At 73.2% G+C, this 20,934-nt stretch carries 18 protein-coding genes and 2 pseudogenes; 9 read left to right on the top strand and 11 right to left on the bottom strand.

Annotated elements, in window-relative coordinates; genetic code table 11:
- Together QUE51_RS16420 and pyrG are read right to left on the bottom strand one after the other, a co-directional pair.
- Positions 1–666 carry an NUDIX domain-containing protein gene (locus QUE51_RS16420; RefSeq protein ID WP_286277415.1) on the bottom strand — a complete coding sequence of 222 codons (666 nt, stop codon included), beginning with the start codon at positions 664–666 and terminating at the stop codon, positions 1–3.
- Positions 663–2,393, bottom strand: coding sequence for a CTP synthase (pyrG, locus tag QUE51_RS16425; protein WP_286277416.1), 1,731 nt, complete (start codon positions 2,391–2,393; stop codon positions 663–665). The genes QUE51_RS16420 and pyrG overlap by 4 nt, the downstream gene beginning before the upstream one ends.
- A 139-nt stretch (positions 2,394–2,532) precedes the next feature.
- Between pyrG and QUE51_RS16430 the strand changes: the two genes are divergently transcribed.
- The 3 genes from QUE51_RS16430 to QUE51_RS16440 are packed head-to-tail and all read left to right on the top strand — an operon-like array spanning position 2,533 to position 6,175.
- On the top strand, positions 2,533–4,344 hold the full coding sequence (locus QUE51_RS16430; protein ID WP_286277417.1) for a PQQ-binding-like beta-propeller repeat protein: 1,812 nt from the start codon (positions 2,533–2,535) through the stop codon (positions 4,342–4,344).
- Entirely contained in the window at positions 4,341–5,594 is a 1,254-nt protein-coding gene (locus QUE51_RS16435) for a hypothetical protein (protein ID WP_286277418.1), read from the top strand. The genes QUE51_RS16430 and QUE51_RS16435 overlap by 4 nt, the downstream gene beginning before the upstream one ends.
- Positions 5,591–6,175, top strand: a complete 585-nt coding sequence (locus QUE51_RS16440; RefSeq protein ID WP_286277419.1) for a hypothetical protein — start codon at positions 5,591–5,593, stop codon at positions 6,173–6,175. The genes QUE51_RS16435 and QUE51_RS16440 overlap by 4 nt, the downstream gene beginning before the upstream one ends.
- A 19-nt stretch (positions 6,176–6,194) precedes the next feature.
- Here the strand turns inward: QUE51_RS16440 and recN are convergent, their stop codons facing one another.
- The 5 genes and pseudogenes from recN to QUE51_RS16465 form a co-directional block, all read right to left on the bottom strand.
- Positions 6,195–7,904: a DNA repair protein RecN gene (gene recN, locus QUE51_RS16445; protein WP_286277420.1), complete on the bottom strand. Its 1,710-nt coding sequence runs from the start codon at positions 7,902–7,904 to the stop codon at positions 6,195–6,197.
- Complete coding sequence (locus QUE51_RS16450) at positions 7,901–8,812, bottom strand: NAD kinase (RefSeq protein WP_286277421.1); 912 nt, start codon at positions 8,810–8,812, stop codon at positions 7,901–7,903. The genes recN and QUE51_RS16450 overlap by 4 nt, the downstream gene beginning before the upstream one ends.
- Positions 8,813–8,895: 83 nt before the next feature.
- A pseudogene (locus tag QUE51_RS16455) lies at positions 8,896–9,695 on the bottom strand (TlyA family RNA methyltransferase).
- Positions 9,696–9,725: 30 nt separating this feature from the next.
- Entirely contained in the window at positions 9,726–9,860 is a 135-nt protein-coding gene (locus QUE51_RS16460) for a hypothetical protein (protein ID WP_286277422.1), read from the bottom strand.
- A gap of 162 nt (positions 9,861–10,022) precedes the next feature.
- Positions 10,023–10,208, bottom strand: coding sequence for a hypothetical protein (locus QUE51_RS16465; RefSeq protein WP_286279483.1), 186 nt, complete (start codon positions 10,206–10,208; stop codon positions 10,023–10,025).
- On the opposite strand from QUE51_RS16465, the gene QUE51_RS16470 reads away from it, so the two are divergent.
- From QUE51_RS16470 to QUE51_RS16485, 4 genes and pseudogenes are all read left to right on the top strand, one after another.
- Positions 10,201–10,989 (top strand): ABC transporter substrate-binding protein, encoded by a 789-nt coding sequence (locus QUE51_RS16470; RefSeq protein ID WP_286279445.1) that lies wholly within the window; start codon positions 10,201–10,203, stop codon positions 10,987–10,989. The genes QUE51_RS16465 and QUE51_RS16470 overlap by 8 nt on opposite strands.
- Positions 10,986–12,014, top strand: coding sequence for a FecCD family ABC transporter permease (locus QUE51_RS16475; RefSeq protein WP_286277423.1), 1,029 nt, complete (start codon positions 10,986–10,988; stop codon positions 12,012–12,014). Before QUE51_RS16470 ends, QUE51_RS16475 begins: the two co-directional genes overlap by 4 nt.
- 70 nt (positions 12,015–12,084) lie before the next feature.
- The gene (locus QUE51_RS16480; protein ID WP_286277424.1) at positions 12,085–13,038 is read left to right on the top strand and encodes a FecCD family ABC transporter permease; all 954 of its coding nucleotides are present in this window, start codon (positions 12,085–12,087) and stop codon (positions 13,036–13,038) included.
- Positions 13,035–13,840: pseudogene (locus QUE51_RS16485) on the top strand (ABC transporter ATP-binding protein). Before QUE51_RS16480 ends, QUE51_RS16485 begins: the two are co-directional and overlap by 4 nt.
- Here the strand turns inward: QUE51_RS16485 and QUE51_RS16490 are convergent.
- The 4 genes from QUE51_RS16490 to QUE51_RS16505 all read right to left on the bottom strand — a co-directional run bounded on the left by QUE51_RS16490 (position 13,831) and on the right by QUE51_RS16505 (position 18,873).
- Entirely contained in the window at positions 13,831–14,844 is a 1,014-nt protein-coding gene (locus QUE51_RS16490; RefSeq protein ID WP_286277425.1) for an HAD-IIA family hydrolase, read from the bottom strand. The pseudogene QUE51_RS16485 and the gene QUE51_RS16490 sit on opposite strands and share 10 nt — an antisense overlap.
- Positions 14,825–15,727: a hypothetical protein gene (locus QUE51_RS16495; RefSeq protein WP_286277426.1), complete on the bottom strand. Its 903-nt coding sequence runs from the start codon at positions 15,725–15,727 to the stop codon at positions 14,825–14,827. Before QUE51_RS16495 ends, QUE51_RS16490 begins: the two co-directional genes overlap by 20 nt.
- Positions 15,728–16,713: 986 nt before the next feature.
- Positions 16,714–17,250, bottom strand: a complete 537-nt coding sequence (locus QUE51_RS16500; RefSeq protein ID WP_286277427.1) for a MarR family winged helix-turn-helix transcriptional regulator — start codon at positions 17,248–17,250, stop codon at positions 16,714–16,716.
- A 138-nt stretch (positions 17,251–17,388) separates the two neighbouring features.
- Positions 17,389–18,873, bottom strand: coding sequence for an aldehyde dehydrogenase family protein (locus QUE51_RS16505; RefSeq protein ID WP_286277428.1), 1,485 nt, complete (start codon positions 18,871–18,873; stop codon positions 17,389–17,391).
- 190 nt (positions 18,874–19,063) lie between these two features.
- Between QUE51_RS16505 and QUE51_RS16510 the strand changes: the two genes are divergently transcribed.
- Entirely contained in the window at positions 19,064–19,942 is an 879-nt protein-coding gene (locus tag QUE51_RS16510; RefSeq protein ID WP_286277429.1) for a transketolase, read from the top strand.
- Entirely contained in the window at positions 19,942–20,907 is a 966-nt protein-coding gene (locus QUE51_RS16515) for a transketolase family protein (RefSeq protein WP_286277430.1), read from the top strand. Before QUE51_RS16510 ends, QUE51_RS16515 begins: the two co-directional genes overlap by 1 nt.
- The last annotated feature ends 27 nt before the right edge of the window (positions 20,908–20,934 follow it).

A 20,934-nucleotide genomic window follows, 5' to 3' on the forward strand; every position in this document is an offset into this window, starting at 1 on the left:
TCACCAGTCGGCTCTGCCGAGCTTCGGATGCCGTGGCCACGGCGCGTCGCCGGGCGCGAGGTCCGCCCAGCCCGACGCGCGATGCGCGGCCGCCGTGAGGACACCGATGACGGTCGACGGGTTCTGCAGGTCGCGCGAGAGCACGGCGGCGAGCGCCTCGTCCAGGCTGACCCAGCGGACCTCGATGTCCGCCTCCTCGGCCTCCCGCTCGAACGCGTCCACCTCGGACACGCCGCGCGCGAGGTACACGCGGACGGTCTCGTTGCTGCCGCCGGGCGAGTTGACGTACTCGGCGAGCACGTTCCACTGCTCGGCGGCCAGGTCGGCCTCCTCGGCGAGCTCGCGCTGGGCTGCCGTGAGCGCCGGCTCGCCGTCCTCGTCGAGCAGCCCGGCCGGGATCTCCCAGTCGCGCGAGCGGATCGGGTGCCGGTACTGCCGGATCAGGAGCACCCGCTCCTCGTCGTCCATCGCCAGGACGGCGACAGCGCCCGTGTGGTCGACGAACTCGCGCGTGATCGGCTCGCCGTTGTAGCGGAAGGTCTCGCTCACGACGTCCCAGACCTTGCCCTGGAACGGCGTGGACCGCTCGAGGATCTCCGGGGTGAAGGGCTCGTCGCGCAGCGGCTCGGCCGCGCCGGGCTCGTCGGCGATCGGCTCGGCGCTCATACCTGGACCTCCTCGCGCAGGTCGTCGTCGGAGGTGACCTCGAAGAGCCTGCTGGCGCGCTGACGCTCGAGAGCGGCGGCCACGAGGCCGCGGAACAGCGGGTGCGCCCGGTTGGGCCGCGACCGCAGCTCGGGGTGGGCCTGGGTGCCGATGTAGAACGGGTGCACGTCGCGCGGCAGCTCGACGAACTCCACGAGCGAGCTGTCGGGCGAGAGGCCCGAGAAGGACAGCCCGCTGTCGGCGATCTGGTCGCGGTAGCGGTTGTTGACCTCGTAGCGGTGGCGGTGTCGCTCGATCGCCTCGGGCGCGCCGTAGAGATCGGCGGCGAGTGAGCCCGCCGCGAGCTCCGCCCGGTACTGGCCGAGGCGCATCGTGCCGCCCAGGTCCCCGCCGGCCAGGATGTCGACCTGCTCGGCCATGGTCGCGATGACCGGGTACGGGGTGTCCGGGTCGAACTCGGAGGACGAGGCCCCCGCGAGCCCGGTCACGTTCCGGGAGTACTCGATGACCATGCACTGGAGGCCGAGGCACAGTCCGAGGGTCGGGATGCCGTTCTCGCGCGCGAAGCGGAGCGCCCCGAGCTTGCCCTCGATGCCGCGCACGCCGAAGCCGCCCGGGATGCAGATGCCGTCGACGTCGGCGAGGTTGCGGGCGGCGCCCTCCGGTGTCTGGCACTCGTCGCTTGCGACCCAGCGGATGTTCACCTTGGCACGGTTGGCGAACCCGCCCGCGCGAAGGGCCTCGGTGACGGAGAGGTAGGCATCCGGAAGGTCGACGTACTTCCCGACCAGGGCGATCGTCACCTCGAACGCCGGGTCGTGCACGGCGCTCAGCAGCTCGCCCCATGACGTCCAGTCCACCGGGCCGGCCTCGAGGCCGAGGGTCTCGATGATGTAGGTGTCGAGCCCCTCGTCGTGCAGCGCCCGCGGGAGGTCGTAGATCGACGCGACGTCGACGTTGTTGACGACGGCCGGCTCCTCGACGTCGCACATGAGCGCGATCTTGCGCTTCACGCCCTCCGAGACGGGGCGGTCGCTGCGCAGCACGAGCGCGTCGGGCTGGATGCCGATCGACCGGAGCGCGGCCACGGAGTGCTGCGTGGGCTTCGTCTTCTGCTCACCCGAGGGCCCGATGTAGGGCACCAGCGAGACGTGCACGAAGAACACGTTCTTGCGGCCGAGCTCGTGGCGCACCTGGCGGGCCGCCTCGAGGAAGGGCTGCGACTCGATGTCGCCGACGGTGCCGCCGACCTCGGTGATGATGACGTCGGGCGGCAGCTCCCCCGACTCCGCCGGCACGGTCGCCTGCTGGCGCATCCGGAACTTGATCTCGTCGGTGATGTGCGGGATGACCTGCACCGTGTCGCCCAGGTACTCGCCCCGGCGCTCCTTGGCGATGACCTTCGAGTAGATCTGGCCGGTGGTGACGTTCGCCGCGGAGTCGAGGCTGATGTCGAGGAACCGCTCGTAGTGGCCGATGTCGAGGTCGGTCTCCGCCCCGTCGTCGGTCACGAAGACCTCGCCGTGCTGGAAGGGGTTCATGGTGCCCGGATCCACGTTCAGATAGGGATCCAGCTTCTGCATGACGACGCGCAGACCGCGCGCCGTGAGCAGATGTCCGAGACTCGCGGCGGTGAGGCCCTTGCCCAGCGAGGAGACGACACCTCCGGTCACGAAGATGTGCTTGGTGATGCCCCGACTCTGCTGCAAGAGATGCGCGTCTGCCACGGGATTCCATCCTATGCGACACTCCCGGCGGTTCCGGGAGATTTCGCCTCCGGCGATGCGCGCGCGCCCGGAAGGGGGCGCGGAATCGCTGCCCGCGCGAGCGTGAGCGGAGGCCCCCGCCACCCCTACACTGTCGACCGTGAAGGGAAGGGCCGAGCGATCAGGCCCTCGACGCGCGCTCCTGCCCGCGGTCCTCATCCCCTCCCTGCTGGTGGTCCTGACCGGGTCCCTCGTGGCCGTCGACCTGCCCTTCGCCGGCGAGCCGGGCGGTGCGGCTGCGCGCTACGTGCCCGCGGACGGCGCCGCCGAGCGGCTGCGACTCCAGGACGGCACCGTGCGCACCGTGGAGCACGCGCGCTCCGTCGGGGCGGTGGGCGCCCTGACGGGCCCCGACGCGGTGAACTCCGCCGTGATCGGGACACTCGGCGACGGCGTCACCACCGCACACCTCTGGCGGCAGCTCACGACGGCCCTCGACGGGCAGTTCACCGATCTCTTCGCGCTCGGCGATGACGGACTCCGCCAGCTCGCCGGCTGGGGCGGCGGCATCGGTCTCACCTTCCGCCCGGGACTGCTGATGCTCCCGGCGGACGTCGCACCGGGCGAGAAGTGGTCGAGCACAGGCTCCGCCCTGGGGGACGACGCGCTCACCTACTCGTCGACCTTCGCGGCGTCGGCGGCCGGCGAGGATCTGACCGGGCCGGACGGCGAGGCGTTCATGCCGCCGCCCGGCTGCCTCCGCATCGACGGCACCCTGACGATCGAGCAGCCGGGCGAGGGCGTTCTCGTCACCTCCACCGACACCTCCGTCTGGTGCCCCGGCCGCGGTGGGATCTTCTCGTCGGGCGCGCAAAACGGCGAGCCCGCCGGGTCCGTCGTGGTGCCGGCCCGGACTCCCCTGCCCGCGCCCTCGGCCGCTCCGCCGGCGGGCGACTCGGGGAGGGGCACGCCCGGCAGGCTCGAGTCCCTCGAGGCCGTGGTCGTCGACCCGTTCTTCGGGGAGTCGGCCAGGCAGGTCTCCGTGACGACGGCGCCCGTGAGGACCGCCGACGGCCTCGTCGTCGCGGCCAACGAGCACGGGGACGACCTCCTCGCCTGGCGGCCGCAAGGTGCCCGTGCGGTCCTCGACTGGGTCGCGCATCCGGGAGGGACGATCGCGACCGTGTCGACGGTGGGCGAGCTGATCCTCGCGGCAACCCAGGAGCGGGCGGTGCGCGCCTACGACCACCTGGGGCGCCGCGTCTGGAGCTGGACGGGCGACGACCTCGTCCTTGCGCCGCCTGCCGCCGTCCCCGAGTCGGGCGACGTGCTCGTCGCCACGCGGGGCGGCACCGTGGCGCGGCTGCGGGCGTCCGACGGGCGCGAGGTGTGGTCGGTCGCCTTGGGGGCCGACGCACGCGGGCCGATCGCGGTGGCCGGCGGCACCGTCATCGTCGCGGACGAGCGGGGCCGGCTCACCGGACTCGATGAGGCGACGGGCGCCCTCCGCTGGCGCACCGACGTGGGCACCTCGGCCGGCATCGCCGCGTCGCCGGACGCGAAGGCCCCGGTCGTGAGCCTCGTGACCACCGACGGCGACCTGCTGGCGCTGGACGCCCGCTCCGGCGCAGAGCTCTGGGACGGTGCCGTGACCGGGATCCTCCGCACGGTCGCTGCCACGGAGAGCAGGGTGATCGTCGCGACCGACGAGCAGACCGTGGTGTTCCGGGCCGCCGACGGCGCCACGGTGTGGACGGCAGGGGGCGCCGTCTCGGCGGTGCCCGCTTCCGGCGACCGCGTGCTGACCCTGAGCGGCCGCACCGTCACGCTCAGGGACGCGGAGGGCGCTGCGGTGGGCGAGTGGCCGCTCCCCGACAGCACCGACCCTGCCGACCCGCGCCTGCTCGTCTCCTCCGACGACGTGGTGATCGTCGGGCCGGCGCTGGAGCTGTGGCGGGTGGGGCTCCCGTGACGCCCTCCTCGATCGCCGTCCGTGCGCGGAGGGGCGCCGGCCGCTTCGCCTCCCGCCTGCTGGTCGAGCCGATCAGGGAGGGGCGACTGGTCGACACCGGCTGGCCGCCCGGGCTGCGCGTCATCGTCGCCTGCAGCGTCGGCGCCTTCGTCCTCGCGGTCGCACTGGTGGTGGCCTCGCCGCTCCTCCGCGCGACCCTGCCGCTCGCCCTGTCGAACGGCGCGGCGGCGTTCTCGCTCCCCCGGCCGCTGCTGCCGCTCTTCTTCGCCCTCATCGTGCTCTCGGCGGCGCTCCTGCAGACGGCGGCGCTGCATTTCCGCTGGGTGGCGGCCCTGCCCATCACCGCGCTCACCGCACTCCTGCTCCTCTACCTGGGCGGGCTCGACGGCGGAGCGGTCCTCGACGCCACCCCCTTCACCCCGGGCAAGATCGCGTCCCTCGTCGCCGTGGCGGTGCTCGTGGTGCTGCTCGTGATCCGCCGGAGGAGGCCGTTCTCGTGGGCGGAGTTCGCTCTCGTCCTCGTGCTCCTCGGCGGCACGGCCGTCGTCGCCCTGGCCCGCGCCGCCGCGGAGAGCATCCCCTTCGGTCTCGACTTCGGCCCTCCGACGGCCAACATCCTGATGGGCGCCCTCGGCACGCTGGCCGCGCCGGCGGCACTCGCGGCCGGAGTCGCGGTCGCCGAGTTCGCCATCGCGGCCGCCTTCGCGATCGTCGCGACCATCCGGACCCGTTCTGCCGGAGCGGCTTCGCTGCCGCTCGTCCAACCGCGCGCTGCTCCGCTGGGCCTTCGGGATCCTCGCCGTCTGGCTGCCGCTCGAGACCCTCCTCCGCTACCTCCTCGGCTCTTCCGGCGCCGCTCCGCTGGACGAGCTGATCGGCACGGCCGTGCTCTTCGCCCTCCTGGCCGGCGGCGTCGGAGGGCTCTGGAAGCTGCGCCGCGCCGCGCATCCGGTCAGCGCCGACGAGACCCTCGTCCGCGTCGGGGCTCTGGCGCTTCCGGTCGCCGCCGGCGTGACGGCCCTGCTCATCCCCGTCACCGTGCTCCTCCTCGCCGGGCAGGTCCTGATGGAGTGGGGGCCGGCACCGGACCTGCCCTCTTCGCCGGGCTGGCCGTCGCGGTGCTGTCGAGCTCGACGGTGACCCTGGTAGTCCGCACCCTGGTCGCGGTCGCCCTCGTCATCGCTGCGGCCGTGCTCGCGAGGAGAGGCCGGCGAGGCTCCCCGAGCTCCTCCTCGCCTTCGGGGTCGTGATCGGCGCGACGAGCGTGCCGGCCCTGCTCGGCATCCCCGGTCCCTGGTCGTCCGCGGCGGCCTCCGTCCTGCTCACGGCGGGATCGCTCGTGCTGGCCGCCGTCCTCGCAGTGCGCCGTCGCCTCGGCGCGGCGGAGCTGGCGGCCCTGTCCGTGACGCTGCTGCTGGCCGAGGCGGCCGCCTGGCGGGACGTGCTCGCCAACCCGCTGAGCGCCCTGCTCGGAGCGAGCGTGATCGCCTACATCCTGCTCGGCTTCGTGTGGGGCTTCGTCACCGGCGCCGACTCGACGCGCACCGGCTCGCCCGGCTTCCCCGTCCCCTCCCGCGTGCTCCTGTTCCTCGCGAACAGCCTGTTCGGGGTGACCGTGCTGGCCTTCGCCGCGCTGGCCCGGGACCTCGACGCCGTCATCGACCTGGACGAGTACGCGGGCGTCGGGGACGCAGTGCTCGGCACGGCGGTCATCGCCCTCACGGGCGTCGTGCTGTGGTCCGGGCTCGTCCTGCCGTCCGCTCCGGCCGCTGAGCCCGCATCGGAGGCGGCAGAGGCGCCGGCCGGCGCGGAGGACGGCGTCCCGGCCTGAACAGCGTGCCCTCGGTCGCTCAGCCGCTGTGCCGGCTCAGCTCCAGGAGCTCCCGCGCATGGGCGAGGCCGGTCTCCGAGTCGGGCAGTCCGGACAGGAGGCGGGCCATCTCGGCCACCCGCTCGTCGCCCTCGAGCCGCCGCACGCTCGACAGGGTGACGGCGCCCGCCCGGTCCTTCTCGACGCGGAGGTGGTTGTTGGCGAAGGCGGCCACCTGCGCGAGGTGGGTGACGACGATGACCTGCGCGCTCTCGGCGAGCCGGCCGAGCCGGCGCCCGATCTCGATGGCGGCCGCACCGCCGACTCCCGCGTCCACCTCGTCGAAGACGAACGTGGGGACCGGGTCGCTTGCGGCGAGGACGACCTCGATCGCGAGCATGATGCGGGAGAGCTCGCCACCGGACGCCCCGCGGCCGAGCGGCCGGGGCTCGGCGCCGGGATGGGCCTGCAGCAGCAGCTGGACGGCGTCGCGGCCGTTGAGCGTGTACTCCTCGCGGCCCCGCACGTCGACGAGGAGCTGGGCGTCCGGCATCGCGAGCGCCGCGAGCTCCGCGCTGACGGCGTCGCCGAGCTGGGCGCCCGCCTCGCTGCGGACGACGCTGAGGGTCTCGGCGAGCTCGGCCACCACCTGGGCGTCCGCCTCCACGTCCGACTGCAGCGCGGCGATCCGGTCCTCGTCGGTGTCGAGCTCGAGCAGGCGCCGGCTGCCGGTGTCGAGGAACGCGATGGCGTCGTCGAGGGTGGGGCCGTACTTGCGGACGAGGATCGCGAGCTCGGAGATGCGCTGCTGCACGGCCTCCAGCTCGCGAGCGGAGTCGGCGTCGAAGCCGGCGGCGTAGCTCGCGAGCTCGGTCGCCGCGTCGGCGGCCAGGAACGCGAGGTTCCCCACGGTCTCGGCGAGGGCGGACAGTTCGGGGTCGAGCTCGGCGACCCGGTCGAGGAGGCGGCGGGCGGTGTCGACGAGCGACAGGACATCGCGGGTCTCGTCGAGCGACTCGGAGGAGAACAGCTCGTGCGCCTGGGCGGCGGCGACCCGCAGCTCCTCGGCGTTGCCGAGGCGGAGGGCACGGGACTCGAGCTCCTCCTGCTCGCCCGGCTGGGGCGCGACGACCTCGATCTCGGCGACCGCGGCGCGCAGCTCGTCGGCCTCGGCCGCGCGGAGGTCGCGCTCGGCGATGAGCGTGTCGAGCTCATCCCGGTTCGCCTGCCAGCGACGGAACGCGGTCTGGTACGCCTCGAGGGGCCCGGCCAGGCGGTCTCCGGCGTAGCGGTCCAGCGCCTCGCGCTGCGCCGCCGCGGTGCGCAGCCGGATCTGGTCGGACTGCCCGTGCACGACGACGAGCCGGTCTGCGAGTTCCGCCAGCAGCCCGGCCGGCGCGGATCGGCCGCCGACGGACGCCCGGCTCCGCCCCTCGGCCGCGAGGGTGCGGGACACCAGCAGCTCGGCGCGGCCTTGTCCCGCGGGATCCAGCTCACCGCCGGCGTCGCGCACGCGCTCGGCCACCTCACCCGCCTCGGGGACCAGCCAGCGCCCGTCGACGATCGCCCGGTCGCTGCCCTTGCGGATGGCGCTCGCATCGGCCCGCTCGCCGAGGAGCAGCCCGACGGCGGTGACCACCATCGTCTTGCCCGCACCCGTCTCGCCCGTGAGCGCGGTGAAGCCCGGGCCGAGCGGGAGCGTCGCCTCGCCGATGACCCCGAGGTCGCGGATGCCGATCTCCTCGATCACGCCTCTGCGCGCCCCCGCCAGCCGGTGACCGGGAGGTCGAACTTGCGGACGAGCCGATCCGTGAAGACGCCGCGCTGCAGGCGGGCGAGCCGCACGGGGGTCTCCGATCGGCGGGCCTCGACGCGCGCACCGGGCGGCAGGTCCCAGGTGCGCCGCCCGTCGCAGAAGAGGACGCCGCTGCCGTTCGTGCGCGTGAGCACCTCGACGGCGATGTCCGAGGTCGGAGCGATGACGAGGGGGCGCGCGAAGAGGGCGTGGGCCGCGAGCGGCACGAGCAGGATGGCGTCGATGTTCGGCCAGACCACGGGGCCGCCGCCGGAGAAGGCGTAGGCGGTGGAGCCCGTCGGCGTGGAGAGGACGACCCCGTCGCAGCCGAAGGAGGACAGCGGGCGCTCGTTGATCTCGATGACGACCTCGAGCATCCGCTCCCGGCTCGCCTTCTCGATGGTCGCCTCGTTGAGGGCCCAGCTCGAGTAGACGACCGTGCTGTCGACGAGCACCGACACGTCGATCGTCATGCGCTCCTCGACGTCGTAGTCGCGCAGCAGCACGCGCCGGAGCGTCTCGCCGAGGTCCTCGCGCTCGGCCTCCGCGAGGAACCCGACGTGCCCGAGGTTCACGCCGAGGAGCGGCACGGCGGAGCCGCGGACGATCTCCGCCGCGCGCAGGATGGTGCCGTCACCGCCCAGGACGATGACGAGCTCGAGCTGCGAGCGGTCGACCTCGTCGAGCATGCGGATGGCGCCGTTGAACGGGCCGCACGCGGACAGCAGGTCCTCGCGCTCGTCCTCGATCAGCACGGGCGTCACGCCGGCGGCGACGAGACGGGTCACCACGGTGGCGGCCGCGTCGAGCGACTCGCGCCGTCCCGTGTGCGACACGACGAGCATGTAGCGGTCTTCGGTCACCGTTTCCGCTCCTGCCATCGCAAAGGTCCTCCCCCATTCTGTCGGATGCCGGCGACGGCGACGGGCGCCGCCCCTCCGGGGCGCTATTCGACGAGCCGCGAGAGCCGTGACGGCTCGACGTGCGCCGAGGGCGCCTCGGGCTGGGTGGCGGTCAGCCAGGCCAGATACTCCTTGTTGCCGCCGGTCCCGACGAGCGGGGAGGCGACGAGCCCGGCCGTGCCGAGCCCCAGGTCCCACGCCGCCCAGAGGACCGCGGACACCGCCTCGGCGCGGAGCCCGGCGTCGCGCACGATGCCTTCGCGGACCCCCTGGCGGCCGACCTCGAACTGCGGCTTGATGAGGACGACGAAGTCGGCATCGGGCTCCGCGGCATCGCGGAGGGCCGGCAGCACCTGGGTCAGGGAGATGAAGGACAGGTCCGCGACCACGAGCTGAGGCCGTCGGTCGGACCCCGTGAGTGCCGCGAGCGCCGCCGCGTCCAGGCTTCGCACGTTGACGCCCTCGAAGGAGCGCACCCGCGGATCCCGGCCGATCTCCGGGGCCAGCTGGCCGTGCCCGACGTCCACCGCCAGCACCTCGGCGGCCCCCGCTCGAGCAGCACCTGGGTGAAGCCGCCCGTCGATGCGCCGGCGTCGAGCGCCAGCCGTCCCGTCACCGGAACGGCGAAGGCGTCGAGCGCGCCGAGGAGCTTGTGGGCCGCGCGGCTGACGTAGGAGTCCGTGGCGCTCACCTCGATGCGGGCGTCGTCCTCGACCCGCACCCCGGCCTTGACGATCTGGCGGTCGTCGACGCTCACCAGGCCGTCGGCGATGAGGCGCGCGGCGACGGCGCGGGACCGGGCGAGCCCGCGCTCCACGAGAGCCGCGTCGAGTCGCGACGACATCAGGCGACGGTCCTCATCGGAAGCGGCAGCTCATCGCGCGGCAGGGCCGTCCGGGTTCTCGAGCTCCTGCCGCAGCCGGTCCAGCAGGGCGACGTAGCGCTCGGCGCGCTCGGCCAGCGGGCGCGCCTCGAGCTCGGCGAGCGTCTCCGCGATGTCCTCGGTCACGCCTCCACCGTACCGGCGGGTGGCTCTTCGGAAGGTCGGGCCTGGCCTCCGAGCCGCCGACCTGGTTAGGGTAGCCTTACCTAATCGGAAGGATCCCCCTCGTGCGCCTCCCCCGCAGAACGACTGTCGCGGCCGCTCTCACCGTCTCTGCGGCCCTGCTGCTCACCGGCTGCGGCACCTCGGGTCCGGCCGAGTCGTCCTCCCCTCGTCGTCGTCCGGCGCCTTCCCGGTCGAGCTGAAGAACACCTTCGGCACCACCACGGTCGAGGCCGCGCCGAGGCGCGTGGCCACGGTGAGCTGGGGGAACCAGGACGTCGCGCTGGCACTCGGGGTCGTCCCCGTGGGCATGGCCGCCGTCACCTACGGGGACGACGACGGCGACGGGATCCTCCCCTGGGTCGAGGAGGCGCTCGAGACCGCGGGCGGGCCCGCTCCGGTCCTCTTCGACGAGACCGACGGCATCGCATTCGAGCAGGTGGCCGACACCGCGCCGGACGTCATCCTCGGCGCCTACTCGGGCCTCACCGAGGCGGACTGGTCGACCCTCAGCGAGATCGCCCCGACCGTCTCGTTCCCCGAGGTCGCGTTCGGCACGAGCTGGCGCGACACCGCCCTCCTCGACGGCACGGCCCTCGGGCTGAAGGATCAGGCCACGGCACTCGTCGACGGGATCGACCAGAAGATTCAGGACACCCTCGCGGACTACCCGCAGGTGAAGGGCAAGACCGTCGCCTACACGATGATCGACCCGACCGACACGAGCAGCATCTACGTCTACACGCCGGTCGACGCCCGCGTGAAGTTTATGGACGACCTCGGCATGTCGACCCCGCAGAGCATCGTGGATCTCGGCGGGGACTCGTTCTACGTGACCATCTCGGGCGAGAATGCGGACGTGCTCGCCGACGCCGACATCCTCGTGACCTACGGCGATGACACGACCCTCGCCGCCCTGCAGGCCGATCCGCTCCTCGGCACGATCCCGGCGGTCGCGAACGGGGCCGTGGTGATCGTGCCGAACGCCACGCCGCTGGCCGCCGCGACGTCAGCGCCGACCGTGCTCTCCATCCCCGCGATGCTCGACGAGTACGTGGCCCTCTTCGGCGCCGCCGCCGACAAGGTCAAGTGACCGCAGCCGCCGAGGGCGCGTCCTCCGCACGCGTTCACCGGCGGATGCTCGGCCTCCTCCTCGGCGCACTCGGGCTGGTGGTGTTCTCCGCGCTCTCGCTGCTCCTCGGCTCGCGCAGCGTGGCGGTCCCCGACGTGATCGCCGGGCTCACCACCTGGCCGGCGACCGACATCGCGCAGGCCGCCGTGCAGACCCGCATCCCGCGGACCGTGCTCGGCCTGATCGTCGGGGCGTCGCTGGCGCTCGCCGGTGCGGTGCTGCAGGGCGCGACGCGCAACCCGCTCGCCGACCCCGCGCTGCTCGGCGTCAGCAACGGTGCGGCGCTTGCGGTGGTGGTGGGCATCGCAGTGGCCGGTGCCGGCACGGCCGCCTCCCACGTCCCGTGGGCGCTCGGCGGAGCGGCCGCCGCCTCCGTGGTCGTGTACGGCATCGCCTCCCTCGGGCGCGAGGGGGCCACACCGCTCAAGCTCGCTCTCGCGGGTGCCGCCACCTCGGCCACGCTGTACTCCCTCCTCAGCGGCGTCCTCCTGTCCCGCACCGATGTGCTCGACGAGTTCCGCTTCTGGCAGGTCGGTGGCATCGGTGGCACCGGCTTCGGCGAGATGCTGCCGGTCCTGCCCGTCCTGCTCCTCGGGGCGGTCCTCGCCTTCGCGAGCGCGCGGGGCCTCGACGCCCTGGCGCTCGGCGACGACGTCGCCCGCGGGCTGGGCAGCCGGACGTGGATCGCGCGCGCTGTCGCCGGACTCGCGGCCGTGCTCCTCTGCGGCACCGCGACCGCGATCGCCGGGCCGATCGGCTTCCTCGGCCTCACGATGCCGCACCTGGCCCGCATGTTCACCGGACCGGACCACCGGTGGCTGCTCCCCTACTCCGCGGTGCTCGGCGCAGGCCTGCTGCTCGCCGCCGACGTGCTCGGCCGGCTCGTCGCCCGCCCCGGAGACATCGAGGTGGGCATCATGACGGCCGTCCTCGGGGCGCCGGTCTTCATCGCCATCGTCCGGCGCAGGCGGGTGCGCGAGCTGTGAGCACCACGGCCAGCGCCGTCCTCTCCCCGGCCGCCGCGCGCGCCGGCGAAGGTCCGCCCTCGTCGCCACGGTGCTCGCCGCGGTCCTGCTCGCGGCGGTGCTGGTCACGCTCTGCGTGGGCGAGCGGGTGTACGCGCCGGACCAGGTGATCCGCGCCCTGCTCGGCGAGCGCGTGCCCGGGGCGTCGTTCACCGTTCCCCGCCTCCGGCTCCCGCGGGCCCTCACCGGCGCTCTCGTCGGACTCGCCTTCGGGGCGGCCGGGACGATCTTCCAGACCCTGCTGCGGAACGCCCTCGCGAGTCCCGACATCATCGGCATCTCCGCGGGTGCCAGCGCCGCGGCGGTCGTGGCCATCGCCATCCTGGGGCTCTCGGGACCGATCGTGTCGGCGATCGCCGTCGCCAGCGGCATCCTGGTCGCGCTCGTGCTGGTGCTCCTCGCCGGCCGCGGCATCGCGGGCTCCCGCTTCGTCCTCATCGGCATCGGAGTCGGCGCCCTGCTCAACGCCGTCGTGAGCTACGCACTCACTCGCGCGGGTGTCGACCAGGCCTCCCAGGCGCTGCGCTGGCTCACCGGAAGCCTGAACGAGGCGTTCTGGCCAGGCGTCCCGCCGCTCGCGATCGCCGTCGCCGTGCTGCTTCCCGCGGCCCTGCTGCTCGCACCGCGATTCGGGGCGCTGCAGCTCGGCGACGACGCCGCCGAGGCACTCGGCGTCCCCGCCGCCCGCAGCCGGCTCTGGCTCATCGTGGTGGCCGTCGGCCTCGTGGCGGTCGGCACCGCCGCGACCGGGCCGATCGCCTTCGTCGCCTTCCTGTCGGGCCCGATCGCCGGGCGCCTCGTGCCGGGGCGCATCCCGCTGCTGCCCGCCGCCCTTATCGGCGCCGTCCTCGTCCTCGTCGCCGACCTCATCGGCCAGCACCTGCTCGGGACGCGCTTCCCGGTCGGCGTGGTGACGGGCGCGGTCGGCGCGCCCTACCTGCTGTGGCTCCTCTCGAGGACCAACCGGACCGGAGGAAGCCTGTGACCCACACGCTGGCCGTCGACGGGGTGACCGTCGCGTACGACGACCGCACCGTCCTCACCGACCTCAGCCTCGATGTCGCCCAGGGCCGCATCACCGGAATCGTCGGGGCCAACGCCTCCGGCAAGTCGACGCTGCTGCGCGCCATGGCACGCCTCCTGACGCCCCGCCACGGCAGGGTCCTGCTCGACGGGCGCTCGCTCGCCGACATCCCGACGCGCGAGGTGGCGGAGGTCCTCGGCCTCCTCCCCCAGTCCCCGATCGCGCCCGAGGGCATCGCCGTCGCCGACCTGGTGGGCCGCGGGCGGTACCCGCACCAGGGCTGGTTCCGGCGGTGGAGCAGCGCCGATGACGCCGCTGTCGCCGGCGCGCTGCGGGACACCGACACCCTGGCCCTCGCGGACCGCCCGGTCGACGAGCTGTCCGGCGGCCAGCGGCAGCGCGTGTGGATCGCCATGGCGCTCGCCCAGCAGACCGACGTCCTCCTGCTCGACGAGCCGACGACGTTCCTCGACCTCGCGCACCAGGTCGAGGTGCTCGACCTGCTCACCGACCTCAACCGGGAGCGCGGCACGACCATCGTGGTCGTCCTGCACGATCTGAACCTCGCAGCCCGCTACGCCGACGTCCTGATCGCGATGAAGGACGGCCGGGTGCATGCCGAGGAGCGCCCGCGGACGTGCTCACGGTCGACCTCGTCGCCGACGTGTTCGGCCTGCCGGCGCAGGTGGTGCAGGACCCGGTCTCGGGCACCCCGCTCGTGCTGCCGATCGGGCGGCATCACGCGGGTGGCGGTCAGCGGTAGAGCTCGGCCGGCACCTCGAGCGCGTAGAGCGGGACGCCCGAGTCCCAGACGGCGGCGCACGTCGCGCGCAGGACGTCGATCTTCGACCCGGCGTCGAGCAGCTCGACCCGGCCGTCCCGTACGGCCACCCGTGCGTCCCGGACGCGGGTGACGTCCTTCTTCCGCTCCACCACGGGGTAGGGCTCGAAGAGCTGCCGCAGGTCCTCGAGGAGGAAGTCGGGGCGGGAGTCGGCGGCCGCGGCGACCAGCTGCTTGCCGGTGTCGATCCCGGTGAGCACGTGCGCCGAGCGCATCCCCGCCCGCCGGGCGCCGAGGATGTCGGTGTCGAGGCGGTCGCCGAGGAAGAGGGGCGACCGGGCGCCGAAGCGGCGAACCGCCTCCTCGAAGATGGGCGTCTCCGGCTTGCCTGCGACCTGCGGGAGGATGCCGACCACGGTGTGCACGGCGGAGACGAGCGTGCCGTTGCCGGGCGCGATGCCTCCTGCCACCGGGATCGTCCAGTCGGTGTTGGTGGCGATCCACGGGATGCCGTTGCCGTCGCGGTCCCGGGCCAGCGCGAACGACGCTTCCGCGAGATCACGCCAGCCGAGCTCGGGGGCGAAGCCCTGCACGACCGCGGCGGGACGGTCGGCTGCGGCGCGCGTGACGCGGAATCCCGCGCGCTCCACCTCGGTCACGAGTCCCTCGCCGCCGACGACGAGGATGAGCGAGCCCGGCTCCACCACGTCCGCGAGGAGCCGCATGGCGGCCTGCGGCGAGGTGACGACGTCCTCGGCCTTCACGTCCAGGCCGAACTCCGCGAGGTGGGCGGCGACGACGGCGTCGCTGCGCGACGCGTTGTTCGTGATGTACCCCACGCGGCGGCCGTCGGCCGCGGCGGCCCGGAGGCTGTCGACCGCGTGCGGGATCGCGTCCGGACCGGCATAGACCACGCCGTCGAGGTCGGCGAGGAGGACGTCGACGCCGTCGAGCGGCGCCGGGCCCTCAGCGCGCGTCCGGCGCATCCGGCTCCTCGCCTGCAGCGTCGGACGAGTCCTCGAGCTCGGCGAACCCGTCGAGCTCCTGGATCGCTCCGGCCTCGGCAGGTCCGGGCTCGTCTGTGACCTCCGTATCGATGACGCTCTCGTCGCTCCCGTCGAGGTCGTCCTCGAGCTCCGCCTCGTCGTCGAGGTCCGTCTCGCCGAACCCCTCCGCCGTGTCCTCCGCGGCGTACTCGATGTCGTCGTCCTCGTCGTCCAGCTCTTCGATCTCTACGACCTCGTCGTCCTCCGGCTCGAGGGCGTCCTCGGCGATGTCGGCCCGCGTGCGCCACTGCTCGGCCTCGTCCGTGCGGCCCACCTCGTCGAGGACCTCCGCGTAGGCCCGGAACAGCGGCGGGCTGTAGGAGAAGGCGCGGTCAGGATCGAGCTGCGGGATCTCGAGCTCGGCGAGGGCGAGCTCGGTCTGGCCGAGGTCGAGCCGGGCACCCGACATCGCGATCGAGAGGCCGACCTGCACGTCGACGGGCAGCGTCTCGCGGGGCACCGAGCGCCCGAGCTCGAGAGCCCGATCCGGGCGTCCGACTCCGCGCTCGCTGTCCACCATGAGCGGCAGCTGGTCGTTGGAGCCGGAGATCCGGCGGAAGGTCCGCAGCTCGCGCAGCGCGAGCGCGAAGTCACCCACCGTGTAGGCGGTGATGGCGAGCGTCTCGCGGACGATCGCGATCCGGCCGCCCTTGCGCGCCGCCGAGAGCGCGTGCTGGTGCGCCAGCTGCGGGTCCTCGTCGAGGAGCCTCGCGGCCATCACCATGTGCGTGGCGACCCAGTCGGCGTTCTCCTTGGTCAGCGTCTTGAGCTCGATGCGGGCCGCCTTGGGGAGGTCCTGCGGCGTGACGTCCGCGGGGATCATCGGATCCTCGTGCCGCGGGCGGACGGGACGGAGGTCCGGGCCGTCGTGCTCGGGGAGACCGGGGCGGCTGGGTGCCCCGCCTCGACGGTCGTCACGGCGGGCGTCGCCCGGACGCGCGGCGTGCTTGCGGCCCGACTCACGCGGAGTCCAGGCCGGGCGGTCGCCCGCCTCGCGACGCCCGCGTGCCTCTCCTGCCGGGCTGTCGCCGCGGCGCGGGCCCTCGAAGCGGCGCGGCGCATCCCCACGCCGGGAAGCGTCTCCCCGCGGCGCGTCGCCGCGACGGGGAGCGTCCCCCGCGGAGCGCCACCGCGCCGCGGAGCGTCCCCACGCGGACCGTCGGTGCGCCGGGGAGCGTCGCCGCGCGCACCGTCGAACCGACGCGGACCGTCTCCCCGCGGCGCATCGCCGCGTCGGGGACCGTCGCCGCGAGGGGCGTCGCCGCGACGGGGGCTCTCACCCCGTGCTGCGTCGAAGCGACGCGGACCGTCGGTGCGCCGAGGCGCATCGCCGCCACGTGCGGCATCCCCGCGACGCGGTGCGTCACCCCCGCGAGGAGCGTTCCCGCGCGGGGCGTCGCCGCGGCGGGGCGCGTCCCCCTGCGAGGCGAATCGCTCCCGCGGCCGGCGTCACCGCTCCGCGGGAAGCGGGGGCCATCGGCGCGGCGCGCCGAGTCGGCACGGCCGGGGGCATCGTCGCGGCGCGGGCCGTCGCCGCGGCGGGGAGCGTCGCTCCCCCGGGGCGAATCTCCGCGACCCCCGTCGGGGCGACCGCGGCGCGGTCCCTCGCTGGGACGGCGTTCGCCGCGGTGCGGGCGGCGGGGCTCGTCGGAGCCAGGCTCTTCGGCCACGGTGGTTCTCGCTTCCTGCGCACTGCGCCGGCGGAGCGCCTCAGCGCTCCCGGCGTCCCGCCGGGATCTCCGGCGCCGCCCCGGCGTGCGGATTCCAGTCTACGGGGGCCCTCTCCGCCCCCGATTCTTCCGGGCGCGGTCAGGCGCTTTCGGCCTCGACCAGGGTTTCGGCGTCCTCGTCGGCGAGCTCCTCGAGGGCGTCCTCCGCTTGGAGCTCGCGGGCCCGCGTCAGGAGCCTGCGGAGCAGGTCGTTCAGCCGGGAGACATCATGCGCCGACAGCCCCTCGGAGATCATCTCCTGCCCTCGCATGGAGATCGGAAGCATGGCCGCGTGCATCTCCGCGCCCGCGGGGGTGAGGTACAGCGGGCGGCTGCGTCCCCCGCCCTCCGCCTGGACCAGGAGGCCTCGATCCGTGAGCACGTTGACGCTCTTGGAGACGATGGCCTTGTTGAGGGCGAGGAACTCCGCGACCTCGCTCGCCGTGACGCCCGGCCGGATCGCGAGAGCGGAGATGACGCGCCAGTCGTTCGTGCCGAGGCCGAAGCGGGCTCGCAGGGTCCGGGATTCGCGCCATACGAGGCTGTTGGACAGCAGGGCCAGAAGACGCGGCGTGAAGTTCTCGCTGTCGATCACGTTCGGCAGGGGGTCGGCGACGGCATCGCGGGGCAGCTCCATGGACGATTCCTTCATCGGGGCCGTGAATCCCAGGCCTCGGTGCGGATCGGAGGGCGGCACAATGACCTCATTCTAACCGCGAGGCCGGAGGGCCCGTCGGGAGCGCCGCCCCCGTCGACCCCTCCGGCCTCCGCCGGTTCAGCTCGCCGGCGGCGGAACGGGCAGGGCGATCGCGCGGCTGTCCTGGAAGGCCCGGACGCCCTCGATGCCCTGCTCGCGGCCCATTCCCGACTGCTTCATGCCGCCGAAGGGAGCCCGCAGGTCCAGCCGCGCCGCGCCGTGATCGTTGATCCAGACGTAGCCGCACTCGAGCCGCGCGCCGAGCCGCGCGGCCTCGTCGGTGTCCGCGGTCCAGACCGAGGCGCAGAGGCCGCCCCACGTGTCGTTCGCGAGCTGCACCGCCTCCTCGTCGTCGTCGAAGGGGATCACCGGGATCACCGGCCCGAACTGCTCCTGGGTGACCACGCGTAGCGTCGGGGACGGGTCGACCACAATCGCGGGCCGCAGGAAGTTGCCGCCCGCGAGGTCACCCTCGGGGAGCCGGCCGAACTCGCGGACGTCCGCGCCGGAGTCCCTCGCCTCCTCGATGATCTCCGCGACGAACGCCTTCTGCACGGGCGAGTGCAGCGGCCCCATGGTCGTGCCCTCGGCGAGCCCGTGACCGAGGACCACCTTGTCCAGGCGCGCCGCCAGGCCGTCGACGAGCTCGTCCATGCGCGACCGGTGGACGTAGAGGCGCTTGGCGTTCATGCAGATCTGCCCGGTGGTGTCGAAGATCGCGCCGAAGAGCCGGTCGAGGTGATCGTCGTCGAGGATGGCGTCCTTCCGGAGGATCGCCGGGTCGTTGCCGCCGAGCTCCAGCGTCACGCGAGTGAGCGTGCGTGACGCCATCTCCATGATGCGCTTGCCGCCGTTGACGCTGCCGGTGAAGCAGACCTTCGCGATGTCCTCGTTGTCGATCAGGCCGGACATCTCGCTGTCGCGGCCGGTGACCACGTTGAGCACGCCCGGGGGCAGCTTCTCGGCGACGCGCTGGACGAGACGAGTGGTGGCCAGCGGCGCCGAGGGCGGCGGCTTCACGATCGCGGTGTTGCCGGCGAGCAGGGCGTGCGGCAGCGCGGCGCCGAGGATCGCGATGGGCCAGTTGAACGGCACGATCACGGTGACGACGCCGAGCGGCTGATACTGCACGGTCGTGCGCACCGGGATGCCCGGGGCCGGCTCGAGCACCTTGCCCTGCTCGACCTCGTCGACCAGGGAGAGGGCCAGCTGCCAGCGGATCTCGAAGACGAGCGCGTCGACCCACGACTCGAAGCGGATCTTGCCGTTCTCCATCGTCAGGACGGCGGCGTCCTCATCGCGCTGATCCGCGATGCCCTCGATCGCGGCCCCCATCGCGGCGGCGCGCTCCTTCGCGGACAGCCGGGACCAGGAGGGGAAGGCCGCCTTCGCGGCGGCCACCGCGTCGGCCACGTCCTGCTTGGTGGCGGCCGCCGCGTAGCCGGCGATGGCGCCCGGGTGCGCCGGGTCCGGGATCTCCAGGGTGTCCGCCGTGGACCGCTCCTGTCCCCCGATGTACAGCCCCGTCGTGACCGGGGCCGCTGTGCTCAACGTGTTCGTCATCGATCCGCACCTCTCTGTGCCTTGTGGTGGCGGCCATGCTAGCCCGGGGGTGTTTACCTGTAAACAGTGCTGTGCTACCGTCGCTCCCACTCCCCCGGCGGCCCCGGTCGAGCGGGCGGGAACGAGTCGAAGACGACACGAGAAATCCGGCCGCGACCGGGATCTCACTGCATCGATGAGGAGGCATGAGATGGAACAGAACGCACTTCCGGCGCAGGACGAGCGCCCCACCGTCGCAGAGCTCGAGGACCGGGCTTTCGAGCTGCGGACGAAGCTGCTGCAGCTGTGCGGAACCTACGAAGGCGCCGTGCACATCGGCGGGGACCTGTCGGCCGCCGACATCTTCACGGCCCTCTTCCACTACGGGCTGCACGTGGATCCGACCGACATCCGCAATCCCGAGCGCGACCGCTTCCTGCTCAGCAAGGGGCACGCCGCGGTGTGCATGTACATCGCCATGGCGATGCGCGGGTTCTTCTCCTACGAGGGGATCGTCGAGACCTACGGGCAGCTCGACAGCGCCTATGGGATGCACCCGTGCAAGGTGCAGCTCCCGGGCGTCGAGGCCTCGACCGGGTCGCTCGGCCACGGCCTGCCGATCGCGGTGGGCATGGCGCTCAGCGCGCGGCACCGCGGCGAGACGCACCGCGTCGTGTGTCTCCTGGGTGACGGCGAGACCGGCGAGGGGTCGGTGTGGGAGGCGGCGATGGCGGCCAACAGCAACCGGCTCGGCAACCTGGTCGCCTTCATCGACCGCAACCGGCAGCTGATGACGAGCTTCGCCGAGGAGCGGATCTCCTTCGAGCCCTACCCGGACAAGTGGCGCGCCTTCGGCTGGAACGTCGTGGAGATCAACGGCCACGACATGGGCGAGCTCGTGGGTGCGATCGACGCGCTGCCCGGTGCGGACAGCGACAAGCCGACCGTGGTGATCTGCGAGACCGTGAAGGGCAAGGGCGTCGACTTCATGGAGCACAACCTCGCCTGGCATGCCGGGTCGCTGAGCCCGAAGGATCTGGAGCGCGCGCTCGCGTCGCTCGAGGCGAACCGTGAGAAGGAGATGGCCTGATGCCCGTGACGTTCACCTTCGGCGAGATGCTCTCGGCTCGCTCGGTCATCGGGACCACGCTCGCCGAGCTCGGGGAGACCCACGACAACCTCTGGGTGCTGACCCCGGACATCGGGGCGACACTGGTCGAGTTCCGGGACAAGTACCCGGACCGCTTCCTCGACGTCGGCCTCGCCGAGCAGGTCTGCGTCGGGATCGCGGCCGGCCTCGCCTACGACGGCAACATCCCCGTGGTCTCCGGAATGCTCCCGTTCCTCAGCATGCGGGCCCTCGAGCAGGTGCGCACCGACGTCTGCTATCCAAACCTCCCGGTGAAGATCATCGGCACCCACGGCGGGCTGGTCGGCAACGGCGGGTCGACCCACTACGCGGTCGAGGACCTGGCGCTGATGTGCGCGCTGACGAACATGACGGTCACCTCGATCGGCGATCCGCTCATGGTCGGTGAGGTGCTGCGCCAGTCGATGAGCATGGAGGGGCCGATCTACATCCGCCTCGCGGTGGGCAAGAAGGACATGGTCCTCTACGGCGAGGGCGAGCACGACATCCGCATCGGCAAGGGCATCACGGCTCGGCAGGGCACGGACGCCACGATCTTCACGCACGGCACGGTGGTCTCCCAAGCGCTCCAGGCCGCGGACGAGCTCGCCAAGGACGGCCGCTCGGTGCGGGTGGTGGACATGTTCACGCTGAAGCCCATCGATGCGGACCTGATCGCGCAGTGCGCCGAGGAGACCGGCGGGCGCTTCGTCGTCGTGGAGGACCACCTGGCCTACGGCGGGCTGGCGAGCCGCATCGCCGACGTGGTCGCCGACCGCGGCATCCGGCTCACGGCCTTCCGCCGGCTCGGGATCCCGCAGGTCTACGCGGGGTTCGGCGAGGACGAGCAGTTGCGCGACAAGTTCGGCTACGGACTGGCCGCGACCATCGCGGCGACTCGAGAGGTCATCGCGGCCAAGGCCTGACCCGCTCCCCCACTCGATCGGCGCTCA

Source organism: Naasia aerilata (assembly GCF_030296595.1).
Classification (GTDB): domain Bacteria; phylum Actinomycetota; class Actinomycetes; order Actinomycetales; family Microbacteriaceae; genus Naasia; species Naasia aerilata.

Coding starts and splice junctions, on each gene's coding strand:
- QUE51_RS16500 (WP_286277427.1), bottom strand. CDS start 17,250: ATGGAGCTGCCCCGCGATGCCGTCGCCGACCCCCTGCCGAACGTGATC.
- QUE51_RS16495 (WP_286277426.1), bottom strand. CDS start 15,727: ATGATCCCCGCGGACGTCACGCCGCAGGACCTCCCCAAGGCGGCCCGC.
- QUE51_RS16420 (WP_286277415.1), bottom strand. CDS start 666: ATGAGCGCCGAGCCGATCGCCGACGAGCCCGGCGCGGCCGAGCCGCTG.
- QUE51_RS16465 (WP_286279483.1), bottom strand. CDS start 10,208: ATGCCCACGGGGACGACCCCGAGTGCCAGCGCGACGTCCTGGTTCCCC.
- QUE51_RS16505 (WP_286277428.1), bottom strand. CDS start 18,873: ATGACGAACACGTTGAGCACAGCGGCCCCGGTCACGACGGGGCTGTAC.
- QUE51_RS16490 (WP_286277425.1), bottom strand. CDS start 14,844: ATGCGCCGGACGCGCGCTGAGGGCCCGGCGCCGCTCGACGGCGTCGAC.
- QUE51_RS16510 (WP_286277429.1), top strand. CDS start 19,064: ATGGAACAGAACGCACTTCCGGCGCAGGACGAGCGCCCCACCGTCGCA.
- QUE51_RS16515 (WP_286277430.1), top strand. CDS start 19,942: ATGCCCGTGACGTTCACCTTCGGCGAGATGCTCTCGGCTCGCTCGGTC.